The sequence below is a fragment of the bacterium genome (assembly GCA_004322275.1).
GTDB lineage: Bacteria > Desulfobacterota > Deferrisomatia > Deferrisomatales > BM512 > SCTA01.
The window spans coordinates 22,681-47,148 of the sequence record SCTA01000018.1 but is presented as its reverse complement, the minus strand read 5'-3'; the positions used below and the strand labels follow the sequence as shown (position 1 = coordinate 47,148).

At 58.7% G+C, this 24,468-nt stretch carries 20 protein-coding genes; 18 read left to right on the top strand and 2 right to left on the bottom strand.

From position 1 onward, the window contains the following. The first annotated feature begins 98 nt into the window (after positions 1–98). The 6 genes from EPN96_05660 to EPN96_05635 all read left to right on the top strand — a co-directional run bounded on the left by EPN96_05660 (position 99) and on the right by EPN96_05635 (position 5,533). A complete protein-coding gene (locus EPN96_05660) occupies positions 99–1,319 on the top strand; it encodes a hypothetical protein (protein TAL17313.1) in 1,221 nt (406 codons plus the stop codon). Further along, the gene (locus tag EPN96_05655) at positions 1,306–2,763 is read left to right on the top strand and encodes a HAMP domain-containing sensor histidine kinase (GenBank protein ID TAL17312.1); all 1,458 of its coding nucleotides are present in this window, start codon (positions 1,306–1,308) and stop codon (positions 2,761–2,763) included. The genes EPN96_05660 and EPN96_05655 overlap by 14 nt, the downstream gene beginning before the upstream one ends. A gap of 301 nt (positions 2,764–3,064) precedes the next feature. After that, the gene (lysA, locus tag EPN96_05650; GenBank protein ID TAL17311.1) at positions 3,065–4,312 is read left to right on the top strand and encodes a diaminopimelate decarboxylase; all 1,248 of its coding nucleotides are present in this window, start codon (positions 3,065–3,067) and stop codon (positions 4,310–4,312) included. 99 nt (positions 4,313–4,411) lie between these two features. Continuing rightward, a complete protein-coding gene (locus EPN96_05645) occupies positions 4,412–4,696 on the top strand; it encodes a type II toxin-antitoxin system Phd/YefM family antitoxin (protein ID TAL17310.1) in 285 nt (94 codons plus the stop codon). Beyond that, the gene (locus EPN96_05640) at positions 4,686–4,964 is read left to right on the top strand and encodes a Txe/YoeB family addiction module toxin (protein ID TAL17309.1); all 279 of its coding nucleotides are present in this window, start codon (positions 4,686–4,688) and stop codon (positions 4,962–4,964) included. Before EPN96_05645 ends, EPN96_05640 begins: the two co-directional genes overlap by 11 nt. Before the next feature lie 311 nt (positions 4,965–5,275). After that, on the top strand, positions 5,276–5,533 hold the full coding sequence (locus EPN96_05635; protein ID TAL17308.1) for a hypothetical protein: 258 nt from the start codon (positions 5,276–5,278) through the stop codon (positions 5,531–5,533). A gap of 385 nt (positions 5,534–5,918) precedes the next feature. Here the strand turns inward: EPN96_05635 and EPN96_05630 are convergent, their stop codons facing one another. Beyond that, on the bottom strand, positions 5,919–7,688 hold the full coding sequence (locus EPN96_05630) for a M3 family oligoendopeptidase (protein TAL17307.1): 1,770 nt from the start codon (positions 7,686–7,688) through the stop codon (positions 5,919–5,921). Between the two features lie 161 nt (positions 7,689–7,849). Between EPN96_05630 and EPN96_05625 the strand changes: the two genes are divergently transcribed. After that, the gene (locus EPN96_05625; protein TAL17306.1) at positions 7,850–8,527 is read left to right on the top strand and encodes a TMEM165/GDT1 family protein; all 678 of its coding nucleotides are present in this window, start codon (positions 7,850–7,852) and stop codon (positions 8,525–8,527) included. Here the strand turns inward: EPN96_05625 and EPN96_05620 are convergent. Then, the gene (locus EPN96_05620) at positions 8,520–10,283 is read right to left on the bottom strand and encodes an ABC transporter ATP-binding protein (GenBank protein TAL17389.1); all 1,764 of its coding nucleotides are present in this window, start codon (positions 10,281–10,283) and stop codon (positions 8,520–8,522) included. The genes EPN96_05625 and EPN96_05620 overlap by 8 nt on opposite strands. Before the next feature lie 249 nt (positions 10,284–10,532). Here EPN96_05620 and glmU point away from each other — a divergent pair, with 249 nt between their 5' ends. The 11 genes from glmU to EPN96_05565 all read left to right on the top strand — a co-directional run bounded on the left by glmU (position 10,533) and on the right by EPN96_05565 (position 24,435). Then, positions 10,533–11,921 carry a UDP-N-acetylglucosamine diphosphorylase/glucosamine-1-phosphate N-acetyltransferase gene (gene glmU, locus EPN96_05615; GenBank protein ID TAL17305.1) on the top strand — a complete coding sequence of 463 codons (1,389 nt, stop codon included), beginning with the start codon at positions 10,533–10,535 and terminating at the stop codon, positions 11,919–11,921. A gap of 3 nt (positions 11,922–11,924) precedes the next feature. Further along, positions 11,925–13,751 carry a glutamine--fructose-6-phosphate transaminase (isomerizing) gene (gene glmS, locus EPN96_05610; protein ID TAL17304.1) on the top strand — a complete coding sequence of 609 codons (1,827 nt, stop codon included), beginning with the start codon at positions 11,925–11,927 and terminating at the stop codon, positions 13,749–13,751. A 73-nt stretch (positions 13,752–13,824) separates the two neighbouring features. After that, positions 13,825–14,901, top strand: coding sequence for a sugar transporter (locus EPN96_05605; protein ID TAL17303.1), 1,077 nt, complete (start codon positions 13,825–13,827; stop codon positions 14,899–14,901). A 31-nt stretch (positions 14,902–14,932) separates the two neighbouring features. After that, a complete protein-coding gene (locus EPN96_05600; protein TAL17302.1) occupies positions 14,933–17,287 on the top strand; it encodes a polysaccharide biosynthesis tyrosine autokinase in 2,355 nt (784 codons plus the stop codon). Next, positions 17,284–17,991 (top strand): hypothetical protein, encoded by a 708-nt coding sequence (locus EPN96_05595; protein TAL17301.1) that lies wholly within the window; start codon positions 17,284–17,286, stop codon positions 17,989–17,991. Before EPN96_05600 ends, EPN96_05595 begins: the two co-directional genes overlap by 4 nt. A gap of 14 nt (positions 17,992–18,005) precedes the next feature. Then, positions 18,006–19,322: a nucleotide sugar dehydrogenase gene (locus tag EPN96_05590; protein TAL17300.1), complete on the top strand. Its 1,317-nt coding sequence runs from the start codon at positions 18,006–18,008 to the stop codon at positions 19,320–19,322. Between the two features lie 50 nt (positions 19,323–19,372). Then, positions 19,373–20,923, top strand: a complete 1,551-nt coding sequence (locus EPN96_05585; GenBank protein ID TAL17299.1) for a hypothetical protein — start codon at positions 19,373–19,375, stop codon at positions 20,921–20,923. Positions 20,924–20,948: 25 nt separating this feature from the next. Next, positions 20,949–21,473, top strand: a complete 525-nt coding sequence (locus EPN96_05580) for an acyltransferase (GenBank protein ID TAL17298.1) — start codon at positions 20,949–20,951, stop codon at positions 21,471–21,473. Between the two features lie 10 nt (positions 21,474–21,483). Further along, a complete protein-coding gene (locus EPN96_05575) occupies positions 21,484–22,659 on the top strand; it encodes a glycosyltransferase (protein ID TAL17297.1) in 1,176 nt (391 codons plus the stop codon). Between the two features lie 34 nt (positions 22,660–22,693). Next, positions 22,694–23,848, top strand: coding sequence for an O-antigen ligase family protein (locus EPN96_05570; GenBank protein ID TAL17296.1), 1,155 nt, complete (start codon positions 22,694–22,696; stop codon positions 23,846–23,848). After that, a complete protein-coding gene (locus EPN96_05565) occupies positions 23,758–24,435 on the top strand; it encodes an acyltransferase (GenBank protein TAL17295.1) in 678 nt (225 codons plus the stop codon). The genes EPN96_05570 and EPN96_05565 overlap by 91 nt, the downstream gene beginning before the upstream one ends. The last annotated feature ends 33 nt before the right edge of the window (positions 24,436–24,468 follow it).

The following is a 24,468-nucleotide window of genomic DNA, read 5'->3' as shown; positions in this document are numbered from 1 at the left end:
GGACTCCTTGCCCTTAGCCGAAATAGTTTGCCGGTAAATAAACCAGCTTCTCTGGATGTTTTTTCTAAAGCCACTAAGGGTTTTGACCGGAGAGACTTTTGACGCGAGCATTCTTTAAATTCGCCTCCTCCCTTCGGGTGACGGTGGTTCTTCTCCTCCTTCTGGCCTCCCTCGGGGCGGTCGGGACCTTCGGGCTTTGGCCGAAGGGTCTTTCGGCGGAGGAGTACCGGAACCTTTACGGGTTTTTCGGGAGCGTCATCGCCGTCCTCGGCCTCGACGACTTCCACAAGAGCTTCCTCTACCGGGGCCTCTTCGCCCTCTTTTGCCTGAATCTCTCCCTTTGCGGTTTCAGGCGTTCCCTGGACGGCTTTCGGGATTTCGCCGGTACGGGAAAACCGCAGGAGAAGCTCTATCTTCACGGGACGGGCGCGAAAGAGGCACTTGCGGCGGCGGGGTTTTCCGTCTCGGAGGACGGACTCCGGGGATGGCGGCGGAGGTGGGGGTTTCTGGGGTTTCCCCTCGTTCATCTCGCACCGCTGGCGGTCGCGCTGGGGGCGTTCTGGGGGAGCGCCGGAGGGTTTATCGCCACCGAAAACATCTACGTCGGCAAGACGGCGGCGACCGTATATAGCTGGAGCCTCAAAAAGGACGTGAACCTCCCCTTCTCGATAGCGGTGCGGGGCAGAAACACCTCTCTTTTCCCCGGAAAACTCCGGATTACCTCGCTCAAGGCGGACGGAACGCAGTCGGAGCCCTTCGACGCCCCCCCCGGTGCGACCGTTCCCGTTCCTGGAACCGGCTACAGCGCCAGAGTCGAGGAATTCGACCCCGAAAACAGCAATCTTCGGTACTTCATCGTAGAAAACGTGCTTTCCCGCGGACCCTTTTCGAGAGGAAGGGAGGAGGGAGCGCCGGTTCGCCTTCGTCCCTACGCCTTCAAGGGCTTCGAGATAAAGAGGGTGGAGGTGCCCGTCGAGCTTCTGAGCGGCGCAACCGGCGGGGTGCTGGCCTCGGGCGTAATCGCGGTTAACGACCCGCTCTCCTACGGCGGCTACAAGATTTACCTTACGGCCTGGGGCGAGGACGACGCCGGGGCGAAGACCGTTGGCTTCCAGATAACCCAAGACCCCGGCGAGGGGGTCCTGTGGGCCGGGTCGGTGCTTCTGGCTCTCGGCATCTTCATACTCCTCTTTTCCGACGCCGGGTGGGCGCGCGAGGAGAACGGGTTCCTGCTGGTGAAGGCGAGCGCGGCGAGAAGAAAGCTCCTCAGGAACGCGCTTTCGGTTCGCGGTGAAGAAAAAAACGATGACGATACGTAGGCGGCTCTGGCTTTCGGTGATGGCGCTCCTCGGCTTCGTGCTGCTGGGGAACGGCCTGGTGGTGCTCGGCGTGGAGACCCGCGAGCTGCACCGGAGCCTCGTGCGCGAATCAAAGACCTTCGCCCTCCTCGCCGGGCCGCAGGTGCTTCGCCTCTTCGGCGAGGGCGCGATGCGCTCCGAGGACCCCGCGAGGACAAAAGAGCGGCTTTCCGCCATCGCGGAGGGGCTTCCCTCCCTCGTCGCCTTCGCCCTCGTGAGCGACAGGGGAAAGATTCTGCTCAAATACCCCGAGGACGCCGTCATGCCCCCCGTCGATCTTTCAAGGACCGGTGAAGAGGAAGGGGAGCAGTACCGTAGGGAAGGGCGGTCCATCGAGCTTGTGACCCCCCTGCACGGCAGGGAGGGGAGCCCGCAGCTCTTTTTCCAGCTCTTGGTCTCCGAAGAGCCGGTAAAGGCGAGGCTTCTCGGGCTCGCGTGGGTCTATACGGGCAGCTTTCTGCTTCTGCTGGCCTTCGGCGCCTTTCTCGCTTCGAAGATCGCAAAGTCCATTCTCGGTCCTCTGGTAAAGCTCAAATCCGCCGCGCTCAGGATAAAGGAGGGGGACCTCTCGGCGCGGGCTCCCGAAGCGGGGGCGGGGGAGATCTCCGACCTGGCGCGCGCCTTCAACGCGATGGCGCGGGAGGTGGAAAGCCACCGCGACAAGCTGGAGGAGTCCAACAAGGCGCTTACGCGGGCTTACGCCGAGCTTCAGGCGATGCAGGGTGAACTGGTCTCGCTGGAGCGCATGGCCGCCGTCGGGCGCACCGCCGCCGCCGTCTCCCACGAGATAGACAACCCGATAGGCATAATACTGGGCACGGTCCAGATGATGAGGGAAGAGCTCGCCGTCGATTCCGAGCTTTACAAGGACGCGGAGCTTATCGAGGAAGAGTGCAAGCGGTGCCGCAGGATAGTGCGAGACCTTCTCGACCTCGCCCGGCCCGGCGCGGGCAAGTGCACGCCGGTGGATCTTCCCTCGGTGGCGGGGCTGGTCCTCCGGGGCCTCTCCCATCACCCCTCCTTCAGGCGAATCGAGTTTCGCTCGCGCTTCCCCGATGATTTGCCGCCGGTTTTCGCCGACGTGGACGGGGTAAAGCAGGTCCTCCTGAACCTCCTTCTGAACGCCGCCAAGGCGATGGAGGGTGAGGGGACCGTCGAGCTTGAGGCCCGGGCCGGCGAAGGGTTCGTCAGGCTCGCCATCCTCGACTCCGGCCCCGGAATCCCCGAGGAAAACCTCGAAAAGATCTTCGAGCCCTTCTTCACCACAGCGGGGAAGGGGGACGGCTCCGGCCTCGGCCTTTCGGTCAGCAGGCGGATAGTGGAGGAGCAGGGGGGCAGGCTCTGGGCCGGGAACCGCCCGGAAAGGGGAGGCGCTTTTTACCTGGAGCTGCCTACGGAGTGTTGACGGGTTGGCAGGACGCCAAATAAATGCTAGTTATTAAAATTGTGTGATTAGCCGGGGCTTCGGCTTCCTCTTTCGGCGAATGGCTGCGTCGTTTCTCGGGCGCGGGTCTTGGCGTATTAACGATACTGCCTGCGACCACGCTCCCTGCGGACTCCTTGCCCTTCGCCGAAATAGTTTGCCTTAAGGGAAGTATATGTCTCCTTTCCCGCCCAGCCCCCGAGGTTTTTCACCACATTTCCAGAAACTGTTTGAACTTTACATATTTTCAGCAGGCTTCATGAGCAGAAGCCGGGAGAATCGAATGCATCACTTCAAATACGTTAACGGGGAGCTTTGCTGCGAGGGAGTGCCCCTCCGCCGGATAGCCGGGGAAGTCGGCACGCCCTTTTACTGCTACAGCAGGGCCACCCTCCAGAAGCACCTCTCCTCCTTCCAGGACGCCTTCGCCAGGGTTAACCACCTTCTCTGCTACTCGGTGAAGTGCAATTCCAACCTCGCCGTGCTCTCCGAGCTTTTCAGGGGCGGCGCGGGGGCGGATATCGTCTCCGGCGGGGAGCTCTACCGGGCGCTCAAGGCGGGCGCGGACCCCAAGAAGATCGTCTACTCCGGCGTGGGCAAGCGCGAGGACGAGATAAAGTACGCGCTCGAAGCCGGGATACTGATGTTCAACGTGGAGAGCCCGCTCGAACTCCTCACGATAGACCGCGTCGCCGCGACGCTGGGCGTAAAGGCCCCCGTCTCCATCCGCGTCAACCCCGACGTGGACCCCCGGACCCACGCCTACATCTCCACCGGGCTGAAAAAGAACAAGTTCGGTATAGCCATCGAGCGCGCCCTAATCGAGTACCGCACCGCCCGGGACCTTCCGAACATCGAGGTTCTCGGCGTCGACTGCCACATCGGGAGCCAGATCACCGAGCTCGCCCCCTTCGCCGACGCCATGGAGAGGCTCAAAAAGCTCATCAGCGACCTTCGGACGGAGGGGATGAAGGTACAGTATCTCGACATTGGCGGCGGCCTCGGAATCCCCTATTCCGACGAGACCCCCCCGGCCCCGGACGAATACGCGCAGACGGTTTTAAAGGTCGTCGGCGATCTCGGCTGCACTCTGGTGCTCGAACCCGGCAGGGCGATAGCCGGAAACGCCGGAGTGCTGGTCGGCAAGGTCCTCTACGTGAAGGAGGGCGAGGCGAAAAAGTTTTTAATCAGCGACGCCGCGATGAACGACCTCGTCCGTCCCAGCCTCTACGGGGCCTACCACGCCATATTGCCGCTAAGGGAAAACACGAAGCTGCAGAAGGCCGATCTCGTCGGCCCCATCTGCGAATCCGGCGATTTTCTCGCCAAGGACCGGGAGCTCGCCGAAATGGACTGTGGCGATCTTTTCGCAGTGATGAGCGCCGGAGCCTACGGCTTTGCCATGAGCTCCAACTACAACTCCCGCCCGAGGGTGGCTGAGGTGCTGGTGAGCGGGGAAAAGTTTGCCGTGGTGCGCAAACGCGAAAGCTATGAAGATTTGATACGCGGAGAGTCGATACCTACCTTGTGAGACGGCTTCGGCTTTTGACGCGGGAAAAGACTGAAACCGGATTTGACTTCCGGCAAGTTAATATGTACATTTATCCTGTACATATAGATGGAGGTTTTTATGAGCATTGCAACAACTTACACCGATGCGAGAGCGCATCTCGCAGAATACATGGCCAAGGCCGAGTCTACGCGGGAGACCGTCATCATCTCGCGCAGGGGCCGCGAGGATATGGCGCTTCTGGCGGCTTCGGAATTATCCAGCCTGATGGAGACGGCGCACCTTCTGCGCTCGCCCAAAAACGCGGAGAGGCTTTTGTCCGCCCTCGCGCGCTCCCGCGAAGAGTCCTCACAGCCGACGTCAATCGAGGAACTGAAGAAAGCCCTCGGGTTCGATGAAAAGTGAGGAGCCCACCCTCCGGCTGACGGTTTTTTTACCGGAATTCCGGGAGGATTTGCGCTGGTGGGTCGAAAACGACAAGCGAACTGCGCTTCGCATCCTCACCCTGATAGAGGCTATCGCCCGCGACCCCTTCAACGGCCTCGGAAAGCCCGAACCACTGAAATACCTCGACCCCGACACCTGGTCGCGCAGAATAACGCAGGAGCACCGGTTGGTTTACCGCGTTCAGAAGGGGCGGATTGATTTTTTACAGGCAAGGTATCATTACTGAGCTACGGTATGACGGCTTCGGCTTTTGACGTTTTATCAGTAAATGCAGGTTGCGGTTTTGACCGCCCAAAAGCAGCGGTGGGAAGAAAAGGCGTGCCCCCTTTGCGCCAAAGCGCTCGTTCATCGCTCGGCGAGCGCGCAAATCGCCACGGGCTCATGGCGCGCTCGGAACACCCTCGCTCTCTCACTCGCTGGCGCCGGATGGCGTGGGGAACGAAAAAAAGGCTCGCCGATAAGCGAGGTAAAAACAAGCTTATCGGCTCGGAAGTGGGGTTTTACACATAGTCATATATTGCAATAAAGGAAAATAATATGACCGGAATCAAAACCAACTCTGGAGCATCTTTAAATAAAAAATGGAAAGTGGGTGCTAAACATGCTCTTTATCACAAGGAGGGCAAATGGTTTATGCCTTTAGAGTTGTTTCCGGGTGCATATTTTGACCAATTCGGGTACGTTTTGTTTCAAAAAAAAGAAGATTACTTAAATTGCAAACAGTTAAGTATCAGAGAAAGAGTTAACGTCAGAGGCGGTATCTCTGGCCTGCCTAGCTATAAAACTTTTAATTAATATGATTGAATTTATTCCCTGCTACAAGCTGTAGCCGTCCCATTCATGCTCGGGATCGGGGTAGAATGTAACGGAAGAGGATTTGAAACCATAGTGGTAGGTCGGGTGGAGCGGAGCGATACCCGACGTTTGCAATGTTTACAATATTGTTTTTGTTGGGTTTCGCTACGCTCAACGCCAACCTACATTAAGGGCCTGCCGAAACCGGCGGACCCCTTCTGCTTTAATGGTTTAAATTCGGCAATCTATTTCCGTTTTTCCCCGGCGCGGTTTTCCGTTCCCGGCAAGGAATCCCGGAGCGAGAGGGCGAGGCAGTAGCAGCGCTACGGCGAGTCCTTGAGCGAGGACATGACGACGCCGGGGGCGGAAAGGATGCGCCGGATACTCAGGTGTTCTCCAACTCCCCTATCAGCTTCTCCAGAACTCTATACCCCCCCGCCCAGAAGTTCGGATCTTCGAGATCGTAGCCCAAAGAGACGACGAGTTCCTGAGGGCGCTTGCTGCCGCCGGCCGCCAGTATTTCGATGAGCTTGGGGGCGAATCCGTCGCCCTCTTCCTCGTACCTGCCGTAGAGGGCGAGGACGAGAAGCTCGCCGAAGGTGTAGGCGTAGCAGTAAAAGCGGGTGTGGATGAAGTGGGGAATGGCCGACCAACTCCACTTCGTGGCCTCCAGCGTCTCGACGGTGTCTCCGTAAAGCTCCGCCAGCCGCTTTTCCCAGAGTCCGCAGAAACTCTCGGGGGTGACGAACTCGGTGGCGGTGAGCTTGTGGGCGTCGAGCTCGAAATCGGTGTACATAGTCTGGCGGAAGGTGGTCGCCAGCACGTCTTCGATCCTCTCCGCAAGCAGCGCCCTCTTGCTGGCCCTGTCCATCTCGCGCCCGAGGAGCTTTTTCGTGAGTAGCAGCTCGCCGAAGACGCTGGCCGTCTCGGCGAGAGGCAGCACCGGGCCGTATTCGAGCAGCGGCTGTTTGCCGGCGAGCGTGAAGTGGACGGCGTGGCCGAGCTCGTGGGCCAGCGTGGCCGCGTCGCGGAGCTTGCCGGTGAAGTTGGTGAGGACGTAGACGGGAAGGGTGGGCGCGGCCCCCATGCAGAAGGCCCCCCCGGATTTTCCCTGCCGGGGTTTGGCGTCCACCCGGCCTTCGTCCAGCAGTTCCGCCGCTATTTTGGCGAAAGAGGGGTGAAAGTCGGCGAAGGAGGAGATCACCAGCTCCTTCGTTTCCTCCCAGGTTATCGCCTCCGCCTCCTTTTCCGGCAGGGGGGCGGAGAGGTCGGAGGACCAGAGTTTTTCGACGCCCAGCGCCGAGGTCTTCCAGCGGTAGTACCTCTGCGCCAGCGGGTAGTTCTCTCGCGTCACCCCCATCACCGTATCGACAGCCTTGCGGGAAAGCTCGTTCTGCTCGTCCACCGGGGACATTATGTCTTCATAGGAGCGAAGCTCCGTATTCTGCCTGTGGTCGAGGGCGAGGGCGTTCCACACCGAGGAGATTACCGTCTTCGCCTCTCTGTAGGCGGCGGAGTAGGTTTCGAGGGCTTTACGCCGAACCGCCCTGTCGGGGTGCTTGACCAGCGCCAGCAGTTCTGAGCCGGTGAGGGTCTTTCCCTCTTCGAGCGGCGAGGGGAAGGTGAAGGCGCTCGTTAGCTTCGAGTAGAGCTGGACGAAAGCCGTCCGCCCGGAGAGGGCCTTGAGGGTGAGTATCGATTCCTCCGGCTCGGTCAGCCGGTGGGACTTCGCCCTGCGGGTCTCGGTCAGATAGTGGGAGTAGGCCGCCAGCTTCGGCGAGGCGGCGAGGGCGGCGAACTTTTCGTCGCTTATCCCGTCGAGTTCGAGGGTGAAAAAGATCGTATGGCGGTGGGCCTCGGTGGACTTTTCCCTCACGCGGTGGAGGAGGGTGAGGATGGCCGGGTCTTCCGAATTCGCGCTGTACCCGAGGCTGGCGTAAACGTAGGGGGCTACCGAGGCCAGATGCGCCTCCTCGTAATCCTCAAGCGCCGCCAAGAGTCCATCCGCATCGACTCCGGCTACCTTGCCCCGCCACTTTTCCTCAAAGTCTTTCGCCGCCTTTTCAATCTTCCCGATATCGGACAAAAGGGCGGGGTCTTCGGGGGATTTGTAGAGGAGGGAAAGGTTCCAGACGGGAAGTTCTTCGGTATTCATTCTTGCCTCGCTTGTATCCGGCGCATCCTTTCCGCCCCCGGCTTTGTCATGTCCTCGCTCAAGGGCTCGCCGTAGCGCTGCTACTGCCTCGCCCTCTCGCTCCGGGATTCCTCGCCGGGAACGGAAAAATCGCGCCTGTAAATCTCTACGCAAATAACTTGATGTTTTTGGCAACCTCCCGAAGTATGTGGCACCGGTTACCAAAAGAAAAGGGGGTTACGCAAAATCCGTTTCTCGTAATAGAATCGCCTCTACAAGGAGTTGATGTGGATTTCAAGAGTTTCGCGGAGACCTTCAGCCTCGTTTTCGTAGCGGAGATGGGCGACAAGACCCAGCTTCTGGTTATGGCTCTGGCGGCGCGCCACGCTTGGGGGAGCGTCCTTATCGGCGCGGCCTCGGCCTTCGCGGTTCTCGGGGTAATAGCCGTGGCGGTGGGTCAGGTTCTCTTTCGCGTGGTGGACCCGCTCTGGATAAAGCTCGCCGCAGCCTTCCTCTTCATGGTCCTCGGCCTTATGGCGCTCTTCGGAAAGGAGGAATCCGGCGGGGAGGAAAAGGAGGAGCCCCACACCCGCTCAATCGCGCTCGGGGTCTTCGGCCTCATCTTCGTGGCGGAGCTTGGCGACAAGACGCAGTTGGCGACGATGGGGATGGCGGCGAGCTCCCCTTCGGCCCTCTGGGTCTTCGCGGGCGCTACCCTCGCCCTCTGGTCGGTCTCCCTCATCAGTATATTCTTCGGCAAGAAGGTGGTGGCGAAGCTGCCGGAAGCCCTCGTCCGCAAGGGTTCGGGGGTCCTCTTTATCTTTTTCGCGCTTCTCACCGCCTGGTCGGCGCTCAAATAGGGCAGGGGCACAGGGGAGAGGGAGACTCCCCGCTCTGCACGGCCCAGAGGCCGTGGTAGACGCCGCCCTGCGCCACCAGCTCGGCGTGGGTTCCCCTCTCGACTATGAGCCCGTCTACGAGGACAAGAATCTCGTCACAGCTCTTGACCGTCGAAAGCCGGTGGGCGACCGCAACGGTAATCCTTCCCGCCCCGAACTCCCCCAGCCCCTGCTGGATAATCTCCTCGGTCCGGGTGTCCACCGCCGAGGTGGCCTCGTCTAGAAGGAGGATGGCGGGGTCGCGAAGGAGAGCCCTCGCGAGGGATATTCGCTGCCTCTGCCCGCCCGAGAGCTTGACCCCCCGCTCGCCGACCCAGGTGTCGTAGCCCTCCGGCAGTTCCATGATGAACTCCTCAGCCCCCGCGATCCGCGCCGCCGCCCGCATCTTCTCCTCTTTCGCCTCCGGCGCTCCGAGGAGGATGTTTTCCGCTACGGTGCCGGAAAAGAGAAAGGCGTCCTGCGAGACGTAGCCTATATGTTTTCGGAGGCTGTCGAGCTTTATGGAGCCGAGGGGTCTCCCGTCAACGAGAATCTCGCCCCTCACCGGGTCGTAATAGCGCAAGATGAGCTTTATTATCGTGGATTTGCCCGCTCCCGTCGGCCCCACTATCCCTATCATTTTGCCGCGCTCGGCCCGAAACTGCGCGCCGTGGATAATTTCCTCCCTTTCGGGGTAGGCGAAATGGACCTGCCTGAATTCGAGTTTTGCCGGAGGGGCGGTAAGTTCCACCGCGTCCACCGCGTCCAGAATAGTGGGCGTCGTCTCAAGAAGTTCCAGAATCCGCTCGGCGGAAGCTTCTGACCGCTGAATCTGGTTGATGAGCATTCCGAAGATGAAGAGCGGCATAACGAGGCGCATGGAAAAGAGGATGAAGCTGGTGTAGTCGCCCACGCTGGGGCCGTTGCCGCCGAAGGTGAGTGCTGCGCCCCCGGCGATGAGAGCGGCGTAGGTTACCCCCGCTATGGCGTAGATTAGCGGGATGAACTTCGAGCGGTCTATTGCGGCGGAGATCGCGGAATCCCTGTAAACGGCGGAGCTTTGGCGCACCCTTTCGGCCTGCGATTTTTGCGCGGTGTAGGCCTGTATGACGCCCATCCCCTGAAGGTTGTTCTCCACGATGGAATTTATCGCGCCGACGGCGAACCTCGCCTGCCGGTACTTAGGCTGCACCGTCACAGCGAAGTATTTTATGGCGACGATGACGAAGGGAAGAGGGACGAAGAGGAGGAGGGCGAGCCTCCAGTCCAGGAAGAGAAGAATGCCGTAAGTACCCGCGAAGGTTATGACAATCCTTATTATCGAGGTGGTCGCGTCGGAAAAGAAGTTCTCAAGGTTGTCCACGTCGGCGACGATAATCGACATCAGGTCGCCGATGTGGCGCTCCTCGAAAAAGGAGGCCTCGAGCTTTTGCAGATGCTCGTAAATGCCTGTCCTGAGGTCGTGGCGGACCCTCTGGGCGATATCCGACCAGAAAAAATCGCTCAGGCTCTGGAAAAGGGCCAGACCGAGAAAGGTCCCCAGAATCAGCAGCCCCTGGAGGACGAACCACGAGCCGGGAGTGGTTTTTGGCTGGGTCAGCCTGTCCACCACCGCGCCGACGATGACGAAAGGGAGGAGGTCGAAGCCGCGCGCCGCCACGTTCGTTACGAGGCCCGCCCAGACCTTCGCCGAGTAAGGGCGCAGGAAGGGCCAGAGTTTCCAGAGGTATTGTCCCATCGGGGTGTCGCGGGTTTCCCCGTTCTTTTTCGTCATGTCGCCGCCTTGAATTATGATTGCCCTATGGATGATATCATAATTTTTCTTCTCTTTCGCCGATTACGGGGGAAGTTTCAGGGCGCGGGCGGCTGTGGATAATTATCGGGAGCGCCGCCGGAAAGCGTTGCGCGTTCAACCCTTTCGTTTGATTGTTAAAGTGTTTTTTGGCATAATGACGGGCTTGCTTGAACGCTATCTTTACGAGGCGAAATGAAAAAAGAAGTCGTTGCGATAATTCTTGCCGCCGGGAAGGGAACCCGCATGAAATCCTCCCTTTCCAAGGTTCTGCACCCGATTCTGGGCGTCCCTCTGCTGGGATACCCGGTCGAAGCGTGCCGGAAAGCCGGCGTAAGCGACGTCGTAGCCGTTATTGGCCATCAGGGCGAGGCCGTCAGGGAGGTTTTCCGCGATACCGGGCTGGTTTTCGCCGTTCAGGAAGAGCAAAAAGGCACCGGCCACGCGGTTTTGTGTGCGCGTGACGGTGTCGGCGAGGGAAAAGGTGTCGCCCTTATCCTCTGCGGCGACGTGCCTCTGATACGCCCGGAGACCCTGCAGGCGCTTCTTGAGAGCCACCTTTCAAGCGGCAATCTCGTCACCGTGCTCTCGATGGCCCCCGAAAATCCGGCGGGGTACGGCAGGCTGGTGCGCTCGGACAAGGGCGGTCTCCTCTCGATCGTCGAAGAAAAAGACGCCACCGCCGAAGAGAAAGAGATAAAAGAGGTAAACACCGGGACCTACGCCGTGACGATGCCCTGGCTCTGGGGGGCGCTCGGCCAGGTCGGCTCCGACAACAGCCAGGGCGAGTATTACCTCACGGACATAGTCAAAATCGCCGCCCGGGAGGGCAAGGCGGGCTCGCTCCTTCTCGGCGACCCCGTAGAGGTGATGGGCATAAACGACCGCGCGCAGCTGGCCGAAGCTTCGCTGCACATGCGCGCGCGCATAAACAGGACGTGGATGGAGAGCGGCGTCACTATCGAAGACCCCTCCTCGGCGTGGATCGAGCCCGAAGCGGTAATCGGAGAGGACGTAACCATAGGCCCCGGCGTCAGTCTGGCGGGGCGCACTGTGGTCGGGCGGGGAGTTGTCATAGGGCAGGGAACCCTCGTAAAGGATTCCGAGATAGCGCCCGGGGCAATCGTAAAGCCCTACTGCGTAATCGAAAAGGCCTTCGTGGGCGAGCGGGCGGTAATCGGGCCCTTTGCGCATCTTCGTCCGAAATCTAAAATACTCGCCGAAGCGAAAGCTGGTAACTTTGTCGAAATTAAAAACTCCGTCATAGGAGACGGCAGCAAGGTAAGCCACCTGAGCTACATCGGAGATTCCGAGGTCGGCAGAAACGTCAACGTCGGCGCGGGCACCATTACCTGCAACTACGACGGAGCAAACAAATGGGGCACAAAGATCGGGGACGGCGCCTTCATCGGCTCCAACTCCAGTCTGGTGGCCCCCGTGTCCATCGGCGCCGGAGCGGTCGTCGGGGCGGGTTCGACCATTACCAAAGATGTCCCTCCCGGTTCGCTGGGTATAGGCAGGGCCATGCAAAAATCGATAAGCGGCTGGAAGAAACCGGTTAAAAAGACCGGGGGAGACAAGTAAGAAATGTGCGGGATAGTTGGCTACGTCGGGCGGCAGGAGTGCGTCCGCATCATAATGGACGGACTCAAAAGGCTCGAATACCGGGGTTACGACTCCGCCGGAATTGCTGTTTACGACGAGGGGCTGATAAACATCCGCCGAAGCGTCGGAAAGCTGGTCAACCTCGAAAACAGCCTCTTTTCCGCTCCCCTGGCGGGATGCCTCGGCATCGGCCATACCAGATGGGCGACCCACGGCGCTCCCAACGAGCAAAACGCCCATCCGCACAGCATGGGCGACATATCGGTCGTCCACAACGGCATTATCGAAAACTACATGGCGCTCCGCCGCGAGCTTGTCTCCGAGGGGTACGTCTTCACCTCCGACACCGACACGGAGGTAATCCCCCTTTTAATCCACAAGTACCTCGACACCGGAATCTCCGTGGAGGAGGCCTTCCGGGCAGCTCTCGGCCGCCTCGAAGGCTCCTACGCCGTGGCGGTCATCTGCGGGAGGGATTCGGGCAGGCTCTACGCGGCGAGAAAGGCCAGCCCCCTGGTCCTCGGCCTCGGCGAAGGGGAGAATTTCGTCGCCAGCGACATACCCGCCCTCCTCTCCCACACCAGAAAAATAATCTTTCTGGAAGACGGCGATGTCGTGATACTGGACCACGACGGCGCGAAGGTAACCGACTCGACCGGAAAGGCGGTCTCCCGAGAGATACACCAGATCAGCTGGTCCCCCGCTATGGCGGAAAAGGGCGGCTACAAGCATTTCATGCTAAAAGAAATTTTCGAGCAGCCACGCGCCATCGCCGAAACCCTTTCGGGCAAGCTTCACCCGATAGAGGGCAGGGTGGAACTGGAGGGCGAACGGGCCGACGAGATAGCGCGTTCCCTAAAGACGCTGCACATAGTCGCCTGCGGCACCAGCTACCACGCGGGTCTGCTCGGCAAATACTGGATCGAGAAGCTGGCCAGAGTGCCCGTGGTGGTCGATCTGGCCAGCGAATACCGCTACAGAAACCCGATAATCGACAGCGGCACGGCGCTTCTGCTGGTCAGCCAGTCAGGGGAAACCGCCGACACCCTTGCGGCGCTCGAAGAAGGCCGCTCCAAGGGTGCGTCGATACTTTCGATTTGCAACGTGGTCGGCTCCTCGCTGGCGAGAGCCTCCGACGCCACCCTGTTCACTCACGCAGGCCCCGAAATAGGCGTCGCCTCCACAAAAGCCTTTACGACTCAGCTCGCAACCCTGTATATCATGGCCCTTTTCATCGCCAGGGCGCGCGGGATGCTGACTGCCGAAGAGATTATGGAAAAGATGGAGGTCCTCCGGAAGGTTCCCACCGCCGTCGAGCACGCCCTGGAGTTTGAAGGAGAATACGTAAAGGCCGCGCAGGCTATACGGGACGCCAGAAGCGCGCTCTTTCTCGGACGCGCCCTGAACTTTCCCATAGCCCTCGAAGGCGCGCTCAAGCTCAAGGAAATAAGCTACATACACGCCGAGGGGTACGCCGCCGGAGAGATGAAGCACGGCCCCATAGCCCTCGTAGACAAGGAGCTTCCCGTAATCGCCCTCATGACAAAGGGATCCTCCTACGACAAGATGCTTTCAAACGTGGAAGAGGTTCGCGCAAGGGGCGCGAGAATCTTCGCGATAGCCTCGAAGGATGACGAGACGGCCGGGAAAATGAGCGAAGCGGTTTTGCCCGTTCCCGATTTTCCCGAGGAGCTTATGCCCATCGTCGCCAGCATCCCCCTGCAGCTCCTCGCTTACCACGTGGCGGAACTGAAGGGAACGGACGTAGACCAGCCGCGCAATCTCGCTAAATCCGTAACGGTCGAGTAGCCCGGCGGCCATGAAAATGAAATCCGCCCATTCGACGCAGCCGGAACCGGCCGGCTTTTTGACAGAGAGAAAAATGAAAAGTCCTGGAAAGGCTTTATTGTCCCTCACGGTTGCCGCCCTTCTGGCCTCGCTGGTCCAGGGCTGTTCCACCGGCGTCAAGTACACCAACATACCGCCGGGAACCGTCCGCACCCTCGAAGAAGCTCCCCCCTCCGCGGTGGTGGAGAGCGAGAAGGTGGAAATTCCCGTTTACGGGGACGAGGAGCCCTCCCTGCAATACAAGGCGGGGCCGGGGGACGTCCTTCTGGTCAGCGTTTTCGGCAGGCCGGATTTCGGAAGCCCGATACTGGTAAACGGCCAGGTTCAGGGGAGCAGGGTTGACGGGGACGGCCGCATACAGCTGCCGATGCTCGGCTCTATAGAAGTCAGGGAAAACACCACCGAAGAGATACGGGCCAAAGTAGAAAAGCTTCTCTCCTTGTACCTCAAGGAACCCTCGGTGACCGTCGAAGTCCTCGCCTACGGAAGCAAGCAGATATCCCTCCTCGGCCAGTTCAACGCGCCGGGGGCCTACTATCTTGACAGGCCGACCCGCCTCCTTCAGGCGCTGGCTCAGGGCAAAGGGCTTAAGGACAACGCCGATCTCAAGTCGGCGAGGCTGGTCCGCGACCAGAAGGTGCTTCCGGTCGATATCTACGCGCTGGTGCGTGAGGGCGAGGTAGCCAACAACATCTGGATGCGCCCCGGCGACACGGTTTTCGTGCCCCAGCAGATGGGACGAAGGGTGTACGTCTTCGGGGCGGTGAAGCGCCCCGGCCCCATTGACATACCCGAAGACCAGAAGGCGATAAACCTTACGCAGGCCGTCGCCTTCGCGGGTCTTTCCGACGCCAACTACGAAGAGGGGCACATACGCATAATCCGCTCCCGGTCCGCGACAAAGGGTGAACTGATGGTCGTCGATCTCAAGAAAATCCTCGACGGAGAGGCGCTGCCCTTCATGCTCGTGGAAAACGACATAGTGTTCGTACCCAAGGGCGAGCTTGGGGAGTGGAATCAGGCTATCGCCGAAATGATGCCCACCCTGCAGGCCGTCGGCGCGTTTTTGCAGCCTTTCGTCCAGATTCGCCTGCTCACCAGCGGCCGATGATTAAATCCGTGCGAATAATTGAGGTGATGGCTTGAGTCCTAACGAATCCAAAACCGGCGCCGTGGTTTCTCCCGAGGAAACCGTCTCGATACGGCAATTTATCGACGTTGTGCTGCGCCGCCTGAAAATCGTACTGTTCTGCTTTTTTCTGATCTTCTCATTCTCCGCCCTGTACACGTTTAAAGCCGCGCCCGTTTACAGACTCCAGTCAACTCTTTACGCCAAGCAGAGCAAAGCCAGCATCTCCGTCCTGGACGACCTTGGAATCGGCGCCCCGAGTCCCATCGAAGCGGAGATGCAGATACTCAAATCGAGAACCAATATCGAAGAGGTCGTCAGAAGGCTTCATCTCGACTGGGGGGTAAGCAAGAAAAACCGCCAGGTCTCCGTGAAGGTAGCGGACTATTTTCTCCCCCCCGAAACCGAGGAGAGGACGCTTTCGATAACCTTGCAGGGAGACGGAGACTTCAGCGTAGCGCATAAAGACGCGATTCTCGGGCAGGGGCGCGTCGGCGAACCCTTCAACAGCGGCGGAATCAGGCTGAAACTCGAAAAACTGGAGGGCCCCGCCGGGGAAAAATTTGAAATCACCTACAAGTCCTTCAGCGCGGTAGTCCGTGAAGCGCTGAGCAGCATCACCGCGGTGGAAGTCGGCAAGAAGACCAACGTCATCGAAGTCTCCTGCATGGATACCGATCCCGTCAGGGGGATGGAGATAATCAACACCCTTGTGGACGTGTATCTCTCGCGGACGATAGATTTCAATACCGGAGAGGCCTCCCAGTCCCTTCAGTTCATCGAAAAGCAGCTTGCCGAGGTCAAAAAAGTCCTCGAAGGCGCTGAAAAGGACCTTGAGAACTACCGGAAGAAGACGGGCATCGTCCTTCTGGACGACGAGGGCAGGAAAATCGTCGAAACTCTGGCGGATCTGGAGAACCGCAAGGCGCAAATTTCCTTCAACCGAAGACAACTCGAAATTTCGGTGGCTTCGCTTAAGGAGGCCGCCGCCAGGGGGAAGAGTTTTTTTCCCGCCGCAAACTTTTCCGATCCTCTGGTGGCTGAACTGAGCAAGCGCCTCTCCGAACTCGAATTGAAAAAGCAGTTTCTCCTCACCGATTCCACCGAGGACCATCCCATGGTCCGCCAGATTGAAAGCCAGCTGGTGGAAACGAGGGCGCGGCTTCTTTCCGTCAACGAAGAAGCCCTCGCCCAGACGGCGAGAGAGCAAAACGCCATCGAAGATCAGATAAAGACCAATGAAAACCGCCTCAAGGACCTGCCGGAGGTGGAAAGAACTCTCGCGGGACTCACCCGCGTCATGAAGGTCAACTCCGACATGTACATGTTTTTGCTCGAAAAACATGAGAGCGCCAGAATCCTCAAGGCTTCCACGATAAGCAACATTCGCGTCATCGACCAGGCGATAGTCCCGGATCTGCCGGTCAAGCCGAACAAGCCGAGAAATCTGGCGCTGGGCTTTTTGCTGGGGTTGTTTATCGCCGTCGGCGTCGCCTTTATCGTGGATCACCTGGATAACGCCGTTAAGACTGCCGACGAAGCCGCTAAAACAACCGGGATGCCGGTCCTGACCCAGATTCCGTACATGGGAAGCAAGCGCAAAAGGGAAAAGAAAAACGGCAAGCACGCCAAAATCCAGGAAGAGGGGCCGATTGAAGCGCTCGTGGGACACCACGATCCCAAGTCTCCCATAACGGAAGCCTACAGGCGCCTCCGCACCGCGCTTCGCTATTCAAATATTGAAAAACCTTTCAGGAAGATAATGTTCACCAGTTCCCTTCCCGGCGAGGGCAAGTCCACAACCGCCGCGAATTTCGCGGTCGTTCTGGCCCAGACGGGTTCCAGGGTTGTGCTGGTCGATTGCGACCTGCGCAAGCCGGTAATAGAGACATTCTTTAACCTGCCGCGTTCGCCGGGCCTGACGGAGCTTATCGCCAAAGAGGCAACTCTGGACGAGGGGATAAAGCCCACACAGATACCGGGTCTCTTTCTTCTTCCCTGCGGAGTCATCCCCCCCAATCCCACCGAACTGATAGGTTCGGACAGGATGAAAGAGGTGTTGCACGAGCTCGAGGAACAATTCGATTTCATAGTCATCGATACGCCCCCGGTAATGCCCGTATCGGATGCGCAGGTGCTTGGAGAAGCAGCGGACAGGGTTGTGCTTGTCGTTTCGGCCGGCAAGACACCCGCTCCGGCGCTCAGACTCACAATAGAGAGGCTTAAAGAGACCAACGCCGAGGTTTGCGGACTGGTTTTAGGCCATCTGACGAAAAGCAGAGCGGGCTATTACAGTTACGGCTATGGCTACGGAGCCTACGACAAATACTACGGAGACAAATCCGGCAAGCACAGCGAAGAAAAATGATCAAACGGCTCCTCTCCCTGGTAAAAAGCAAAAAACCGGTCCCGGCCGGTAATTATACGGATCATCACTGTCATATTCTGCCGGGGGTGGACGACGGAGCGAAGACGATCGACGAATCTCTGGATATGGCGCGGGTGCTGTCGTCGCTGGGGTTTACCACGGTCCATTGCACGCCTCACTGCATGCCGTACTACTCAGAACTTTTGCCCGAAACGGTCAGGGAGATGGCGGTTTCCCTTCAGGGCCGGATCGACGAAGAGGGAATAGCCCTCCGGGTATTACCCGGCATGGAGTACCTGATCACGGAAGGTTTCGCGAAATTTATCCCCGACCTTCTTCCTCTTGGCGGCACCGGTTTTGTCCTCGTCGAGACCGAAAGGCATATGCACCAGGATTTTCTGGTCGATATGCTCTACAAGATAAAGCTCAAGGGGCTCACTCCGCTCATCGCGCATCCCGAAAGAACGCCCCAGGTTCTCAGAGACAAATCCCTCTTCGATAAAATCATGAAAATGGGATGCGCCTTCCAGATAAACCTCGCGAGTTTCTCGGGGCTTTACGGCCCGGAGGCGAAAGCGCTCAGCAAAAAAACCATGAAGGATTTCGGGGCTCCTATCATCGGGTCGGACGGGCACAGCGTTCATCAGATAAAAAAATACGTTTCAGAGGGAATGAAAACCTGGCTTGAAGGCCGGGAGCCATAGGGACAGGGTGAGAAGTGATAAAATTTGACGGCATTTCCGGGAAAAGAGAAAAGATCGCCGTAGTCGGGCTCGGCTACGTCGGGCTACCTCTCGCCGCGGCTTTCGGCAGGGTCGCCGAGGTCATCGGCTTTGACATAATGGAAAAAAAGATTGAAGCGCTCCGGCTCGGCCATGACGCCACCGGCGAGTTGACCGCCGGGGACCTTGCGTCCACGAGAATCGACTACACTACCGATCCCGGAAAACTAAAGGAAGCCCGTTTCCTTATCGTAACCGTACCGACCCCCATCGACGGGAACAACCGGCCCGATCTGCGGCCCGTCGAGTCCGCTTCGAGGATGATAGGCAAAAACCTCTCCAGGGGTTCGATAATCGTCTACGAATCCACCGTCTACCCCGGAGTGACCGAAGAAATTTGCGTGCCGATACTCGAAAAGGAATCCGGCCTTCGGTGCGGGGCGGATTTTCGGGTCGGGTACTCGCCGGAGAGGATAAATCCCGGCGACAAGGTTCACACTGTGGATAAAATCATAAAGGTCGTCTCCGGCCAGGACGAAGAGACCCTCGAAACGGTCGCCCGCGTCTACGAGATGATCGTAAAGGCCGGGGTTCACCGCGCCCAGTCGATAAAAGTTGCCGAGGCGGCGAAGGTAATCGAAAATACCCAGCGAGACATAAACATTGCCCTGATGAACGAGCTTTCAATCATCTTCGGGAAGCTCGGCATAGATACCCGGGCCGTGCTCAAAGCGGCCGGGACAAAGTGGAATTTTCTTAAATTCACCCCCGGCCTCGTCGGCGGCCACTGCATAGGGGTAGACCCGTACTACCTCACCCACAAGGCCGAATCCGTCGGTTACCACCCGGAGGTAATCCTTTCGGGGCGGCGTATCAACGATTACATGGGCAAGTACGTCGTCGAGAACACCCTCAAGGAGATGATACGCGCAGGCAAGGCGATACAGGGCAGCAAGGTTCTCGTCCTGGGCCTTACCTTCAAGGAAAACGTGCCCGACATCCGCAACTCCAAGGTCGTGGATATCGTAAACGGACTTTCGGAATACGGAGTGGAGGTTTGCGTGACCGATCCTCTGGCGGACCCGGCCGAAGCGATGCACGAATACGGCATCACCCTGCACTCCGTGGAGTCTTTGGGGGCGGTGGACGCCGTGGTTCTGGCGGTAGCCCACGAAGCGTACGCCGGGCTGACACCCGAAACCCTTGCCGCGCTGATGAGGAAAGGCAACGGAAAAGGCGTCATCATCGACGTAAAGGGGTTTTTGGACAGACGCCTGGTCGAGGAAGCCGGAATCCGCTACTGGCGTCTCTAGATGATGGCAGGCGCAAAAAATCCCTGCCCGATACGGGAGGCGGCTGCGGTATGACAGCCACGGCGGGGTTTAAACCCAATTTCAGCGCAAAGCAATACGGGAAAAACCTCTTTTCCAATATTACGCTTCTGGCGGTCAACAGCGTCATAGGGATACTTTTCACGCCGTATCTCATAAAGCATCTCGGCGTCGCGGCTTACGGCCTCGTTCCCCTGATAAACGGCATAACAAGCTACCTGACCCTTATCACCGCCTCGATAAACAACGCGGTCGGCCGCCACATGGTCGTCGCCGCAAGCAACGGCGAACACGACAAGGCGGTGCTCATCTTCAACACCTGCCTCTGGGGGTCGATAGGCCTTGGCGTCTTCATGATGCTTCTGGCTCTGGGGGCCACCCTGAAGGTCGAAGCCCTCATAAACGTTCCCGAAGGATTCACCTTCGACGCCCAGGCGCTGCTTCTTACCTCGGTCCTTTGCGTCGCCATTACCTTCGTTTCCACTCCTTTTTCACTCGCCATGTTCTACAGCAACCGTCTCGACGCCAGATCCAACGTAACCCTCCTCAACAGGATCGTTTACGTGGTTCTGGCTTTCGGCCTGATAGGCTTCGTCACCGCGCGGCCCCTCATGATAGGTCTTGCGGCGGTGGCCGGAACCGTGGTGGCTTTCGTTCATACCCTGCGGTACTGGCGGCTTCTGACGCCGTGGCTGAAGGTAAGGTTCGAGTTCAGCCTGGGAGTTCTGCGCGAATTCATGGAGTTCTCCCTGTGGGTGATGGTGAATCAGCTGGGCAACATGATCTTTCTGACGGCCGATCTCATCATCGTCAACAGGATGATAGGGCCCACGGCAAACGGCGTCTACGCCGCGCTTTTGCAGCTCGTGATACTTCTTCGGGCGTTCAGCACCGCGGTATCGTCGGTTTTCGCTCCGGCGATAGTTCATATGTACGCCAGAAACGATTTTGACGCTCTTTACGACTATTGCGCGAGGTCTGTAAGGGTCATGGGGTTTGCGCTGATCGCGCCGGTAGCCGCTATCTGCGCCTTCTCCTACCCGCTGCTTCGCGTCTGGCTTGGCGAGGAGATTGCCGCAAACTCGGGCCTTCTCTTCTTCATGACCTTTCACATGTGCTTCAACCTCGCGGCGCTTCCGCTCATATCCGCCTTTCAGTGCAAAAAACGGGTGCGCACCCTGGGGCTTGTCACCTGTCTTTCGGGGCTCTTTAACGTAGGGGTTGCGGTATTGCTGCTGAAGGTCACCTCCCTTGAGATGTTCGCCGTCGCCGTAGCGGGGATGATCGCCTTTACCCTGAGAAATTCGGTTTTCACGCCGATATATCTGGCCGGGTGGCTCAGAAGGCCGTGGTACTCCCTGTTTTTCCCCATACTAAGGGTTTTTCTCGCCGTATCTGCCGCGGTATTGGCGGGCCGGAGCTTTGAACTCTTCTGGACCGTTGAAAAACTGCCGGGTTTGGCGGGTAATGTGGCATTGTTGACTGTTCTTAGCCTCTGCATCGGCTGGCTCGTAATCTTCAACGCCGATGACAGGCGAAAGGCCTTCGCGCTGGCGTCCTCGTACGTCAAAAGGCAAGGTTGAGCGAAAGCTTCATGGAGACAGTTGAATGAGATCACTGTTACGGATAATCGGAATTCTTAAAAATCGCTTTGAGAAAGCGGCGGATCCCGTAAAATACGCCCGTTCCATCGGGGTCAGGGTCGGGGAAAATTGCCGCCTTTTGGGCGTGGAGTTCGGAAGCGAGCCATTTTTGATCACAATCGGCGACCGCGTTACCATCACCAACGGAACCCGTTTCATCACCCATGACGGCGGTGTGTGGGTCTTTCGCGGCAAGCACCCGGACATGGACGTCTTCGGCCCCATAACCGTCGGCAACAACGTCTTTATAGGGGTCAACAGCATCATCCTCCCCGGCGTAACCATAGGCGACAACGCGGTCGTTGGCGCGGGCTCGGTGGTAGCGAAAGACGTTCCTCCAAACACCGTCGTCGCCGGGGTTCCGGCGAGACAGGTGCGAACTCTGGACGAATATTATGAAAAAGCCATGAAGAAGGCGGTCTTCATCCGTTCATTGCCGATGAAGCAGAAGAGAAAAATTCTGCTCGAAAAATTCGGGCTCGGAAAGTAGAAGCGGGCGGATGAAGATTCTGTGCGTAACCGGAACGCTTGCGGGAGGGGGGGCCGAGCGGCAGCTCGTAAACCTCGCGCGCGGTTTCAAGGAGGGTGGGCACGAGGTCTCCTTCCTGGTGCTCGGCCACAGCGCGGAAACGAATTTTTACGGCCACCTGCTGGAAGAGGCGGGCGTACCCCTCATCGTTGCGGGCCTTGGGGGGACCCTTCCGGATAAAATGCTTTCCCGCTTTACCCTTGGCCGTATCCTCGCCCGCAGTTTGCGCATAAGGAGGCGGATAAAGGAGTTTGACGCCGACGTGGTTCTCTCCTTCCTCTGGCCGGCCAACCTTCAGGTGATATTCGCAGGGTTTCCACTGAGGAGCTGGGGCCTTGCAGTCGGCGAACGCAGCGCGAACGAGGCGTTCTTCCATTCCAGAAAAGGCAGGTCCGTTCTTTCGGCCTACCGTTTCGCGGACGCGGTGGTAACGAACTCCTTCGCCAACGCAAAGATGATCGCCGGGGTGAGGCCTTTTCTCTCCCCGAAGCTCCACACCATTTACAACTCTGTGGATTTCGATACCTTCAAACCCTCCCCGGAGTACACTCCCCGGCAGGGGGGCAAAACCCTCATCGTTGTCGCGGCGACCCTCCGGTCCCTCAAGAACGCCGGGAGGCTGGCTCAGGCGATTGCCTCTCTGGAGCCGGAGTGCCGGGAAAAGCTCCGCGTCGAGTGGTACGGCCATCGCAGTTCGACGGAGCCAAAGGAGTATGACGAAGTCCGGAAGACAATCTCCGGGCTCGGCATAGGGGAGCAATTTCGCCTCATGGGGCCGAGCAACGAGATAGCGAAAGCCTACCGGCAGGCCGATTTCGTGGGGCTTTTCAGTGTGCTGGAGGGGCTGCCGAACGGCGTCTGCGAAGGGATGGCCTGCGGCAAGCCGATCTTGACCAGCGATGTCTCGGACGCGAGAAAACTGGTTGAAGAGGGCAGAAACGGCTTCGTCTGCGACCCTCTGGACGTGGCCTCGATAGCCGGGGTTCTGCGCTTTGCGGTGCGGGCCAAAGACGAAGAAATTCTGGAAATGGGCCGCTGCAGCCGGGAAAAAGCTGAAAGACTTTTCGGTGGAGGCAGCGCCGTGTCAAAATACGCCGGTCTTCTGGCGGGCCTCGTCCGTAAACCACGACAGGCGAATTTGAAATGACGAATTCCGGACAGTTAAAGAGACAAGGCATCTGATGTACAGCAAACCCGCGCCGGTCAGTCTCACCGGCATGGCTCTTATGATGATGGGGCTCTATCTGTTTTGCGTCCCGTTCTTCATGGCGAGCTACATGCAAAAGCTGCTTTTGGCCGCTGTCGCTTTCGCGTACTTCGACGCCCTGGTTTTACGGCGCATAAAACCAGGAAGGGATGAACTGGCGGTTTTCGGGTTTTCCCTCTGGGCTCTCGCCCTGATTTTCACAATGCCCCTTGACGGCTCCACGGAATACATTGCAATCCGTTTTTTCTCCGTCTTCGCCGTTTACTCGCTGACAAAGCGCCTCGCGATTTCGCGCCGCAGATGGATGCTTCTGGGGCTTTGCTACATCGCGGGCTGTTTCATAGCCGCCGGACTCGTCTTGTATAGCTGGCTTCTGGGGGAAAGCATCGCGGGCCGGTTCACCGTGGAGGGGCTCAACGCCAATTACGTCGCCTACTGCCTGGCTACGGCTGTGCCCGTGGTTATCTCTCTTTACTGGAGCAGTGGAAGGGCGCGCAGCATTGGGCTGGCCGTCTTCTCCGTGGCGGTGTTCGGTTTCGCAATAGTTCTCACGGGCAGCCGCGGGGCCGTGGGGGCGCTTGTCGCGGCGCTGGGAATCTTCTGTCTCTACCAGCTTCGCTCACGGATGTTTGTGGGTGTCCTGACGGCGGCGGCCGTGATGGCCGCGAGTTACGGCGCTTTCTTGCTGGTGCCGGAAGAAACCCAGATGCGGCTCATGGGCGACTTCGCGGGAGGGAGCGCGGACGTAGCCTTTACCGGGCGTCTGGAGGTCTGGCCGTACGCCCTGAAGCTTTACTCCGAAAACCCGATTTTCGGCGTAGGGCCGGGCGCCTTCGCCGAAACTAACCCTCTCCTCATCGGCGCGCATAACGTTTTTTTGAGCGTGGCCGTGGAAACCGGCACAGTCGGTCTCGTCCTCTTTGTAATCGCGACAGTTATCTGCGCACGGCGCGCAAGGTATTTGAGTTGGGGCCACTGGGGGAAATGGAGTATGTTTGTCCTTTTGGCGGTCTGGACGCCGATCGCGTTCACAGGGATATGGGAAACCGCTCCGGCATCCTGGTTCGCCTGGGCGTGGACGGGAAACATCGCCCTTCTTTTCCCGGGCGAAAGAGAAACAGGCGGGTAACGGTTCTTGCAAGAAGTGAAAGGGTTTTGGGTTTGACAGGCAGAAGCAGAAACATCTTCAAGTTGATACTGAAAACCATACGGCTCAAGCGCGAAGCCATGCGGGCGAACCGGGACCCGGAGGGTTACGCCCGGTCTCTCGGCGTCAGGCTCGGGACCAATGTAACGTTGCTGGGCATAAGGCCCGGGACCTTCAGCACCGAGCCGTGGCTGATAACCATCGGCGACAACGTGTGGATAACTTCCGGCTGCCAGTTTATCACCCACGACGGGGGAACCCTTATCTTCCGCCGGGAGGTTCCCGATCTGGAGCTGACCGCGCCCATAACCATAGGCAACGACGTAATGATAGGCCGGGACGTTACGATACTTCCCGGCGTGAACATCGGCAGCCGCGTGATCATAGGGGCCGGTTCGGTGGTCGCCAAAGACATCCCCGACAATTCCGTTGCCGCGGGCAACCCCGCGCGCGTGATAAAGACCGCGGACGAGTACCTTGAAAGCGCAAAAAAACGCTCGCTTCATCTCGGCCACCTTTCGGGCCCGGAAAAGGTGGCGGCTTTAAAGCGCCACTTCAACGTAGAGTAATCCTCGGCAATGAGCATTTTTTCAGGTAACGGG

What these genes read in the sequence shown, in the direction of transcription:
- EPN96_05655 (TAL17312.1), top strand. Translation starts at nt 1,306, where the DNA reads ATGACGATACGTAGGCGGCTCTGGCTTTCGGTGATGGCGCTCCTCGGC.
- lysA (TAL17311.1), top strand. Translation starts at nt 3,065, where the DNA reads ATGCATCACTTCAAATACGTTAACGGGGAGCTTTGCTGCGAGGGAGTG.
- EPN96_05645 (TAL17310.1), top strand. Translation starts at nt 4,412, where the DNA reads ATGAGCATTGCAACAACTTACACCGATGCGAGAGCGCATCTCGCAGAA.
- EPN96_05640 (TAL17309.1), top strand. Translation starts at nt 4,686, where the DNA reads ATGAAAAGTGAGGAGCCCACCCTCCGGCTGACGGTTTTTTTACCGGAA.
- EPN96_05635 (TAL17308.1), top strand. Translation starts at nt 5,276, where the DNA reads ATGACCGGAATCAAAACCAACTCTGGAGCATCTTTAAATAAAAAATGG.
- EPN96_05630 (TAL17307.1), bottom strand. Translation starts at nt 7,688, where the DNA reads ATGAATACCGAAGAACTTCCCGTCTGGAACCTTTCCCTCCTCTACAAA.
- EPN96_05625 (TAL17306.1), top strand. Translation starts at nt 7,850, where the DNA reads ATGTTTTTGGCAACCTCCCGAAGTATGTGGCACCGGTTACCAAAAGAA.
- EPN96_05620 (TAL17389.1), bottom strand. Translation starts at nt 10,283, where the DNA reads ATGGGACAATACCTCTGGAAACTCTGGCCCTTCCTGCGCCCTTACTCG.
- glmU (TAL17305.1), top strand. Translation starts at nt 10,533, where the DNA reads ATGAAAAAAGAAGTCGTTGCGATAATTCTTGCCGCCGGGAAGGGAACC.
- glmS (TAL17304.1), top strand. Translation starts at nt 11,925, where the DNA reads ATGTGCGGGATAGTTGGCTACGTCGGGCGGCAGGAGTGCGTCCGCATC.
- EPN96_05605 (TAL17303.1), top strand. Translation starts at nt 13,825, where the DNA reads ATGAAAAGTCCTGGAAAGGCTTTATTGTCCCTCACGGTTGCCGCCCTT.
- EPN96_05595 (TAL17301.1), top strand. Translation starts at nt 17,284, where the DNA reads ATGATCAAACGGCTCCTCTCCCTGGTAAAAAGCAAAAAACCGGTCCCG.
- EPN96_05585 (TAL17299.1), top strand. Translation starts at nt 19,373, where the DNA reads ATGACAGCCACGGCGGGGTTTAAACCCAATTTCAGCGCAAAGCAATAC.
- EPN96_05580 (TAL17298.1), top strand. Translation starts at nt 20,949, where the DNA reads ATGAGATCACTGTTACGGATAATCGGAATTCTTAAAAATCGCTTTGAG.
- EPN96_05575 (TAL17297.1), top strand. Translation starts at nt 21,484, where the DNA reads ATGAAGATTCTGTGCGTAACCGGAACGCTTGCGGGAGGGGGGGCCGAG.
- EPN96_05570 (TAL17296.1), top strand. Translation starts at nt 22,694, where the DNA reads ATGTACAGCAAACCCGCGCCGGTCAGTCTCACCGGCATGGCTCTTATG.
- EPN96_05565 (TAL17295.1), top strand. Translation starts at nt 23,758, where the DNA reads ATGGGAAACCGCTCCGGCATCCTGGTTCGCCTGGGCGTGGACGGGAAA.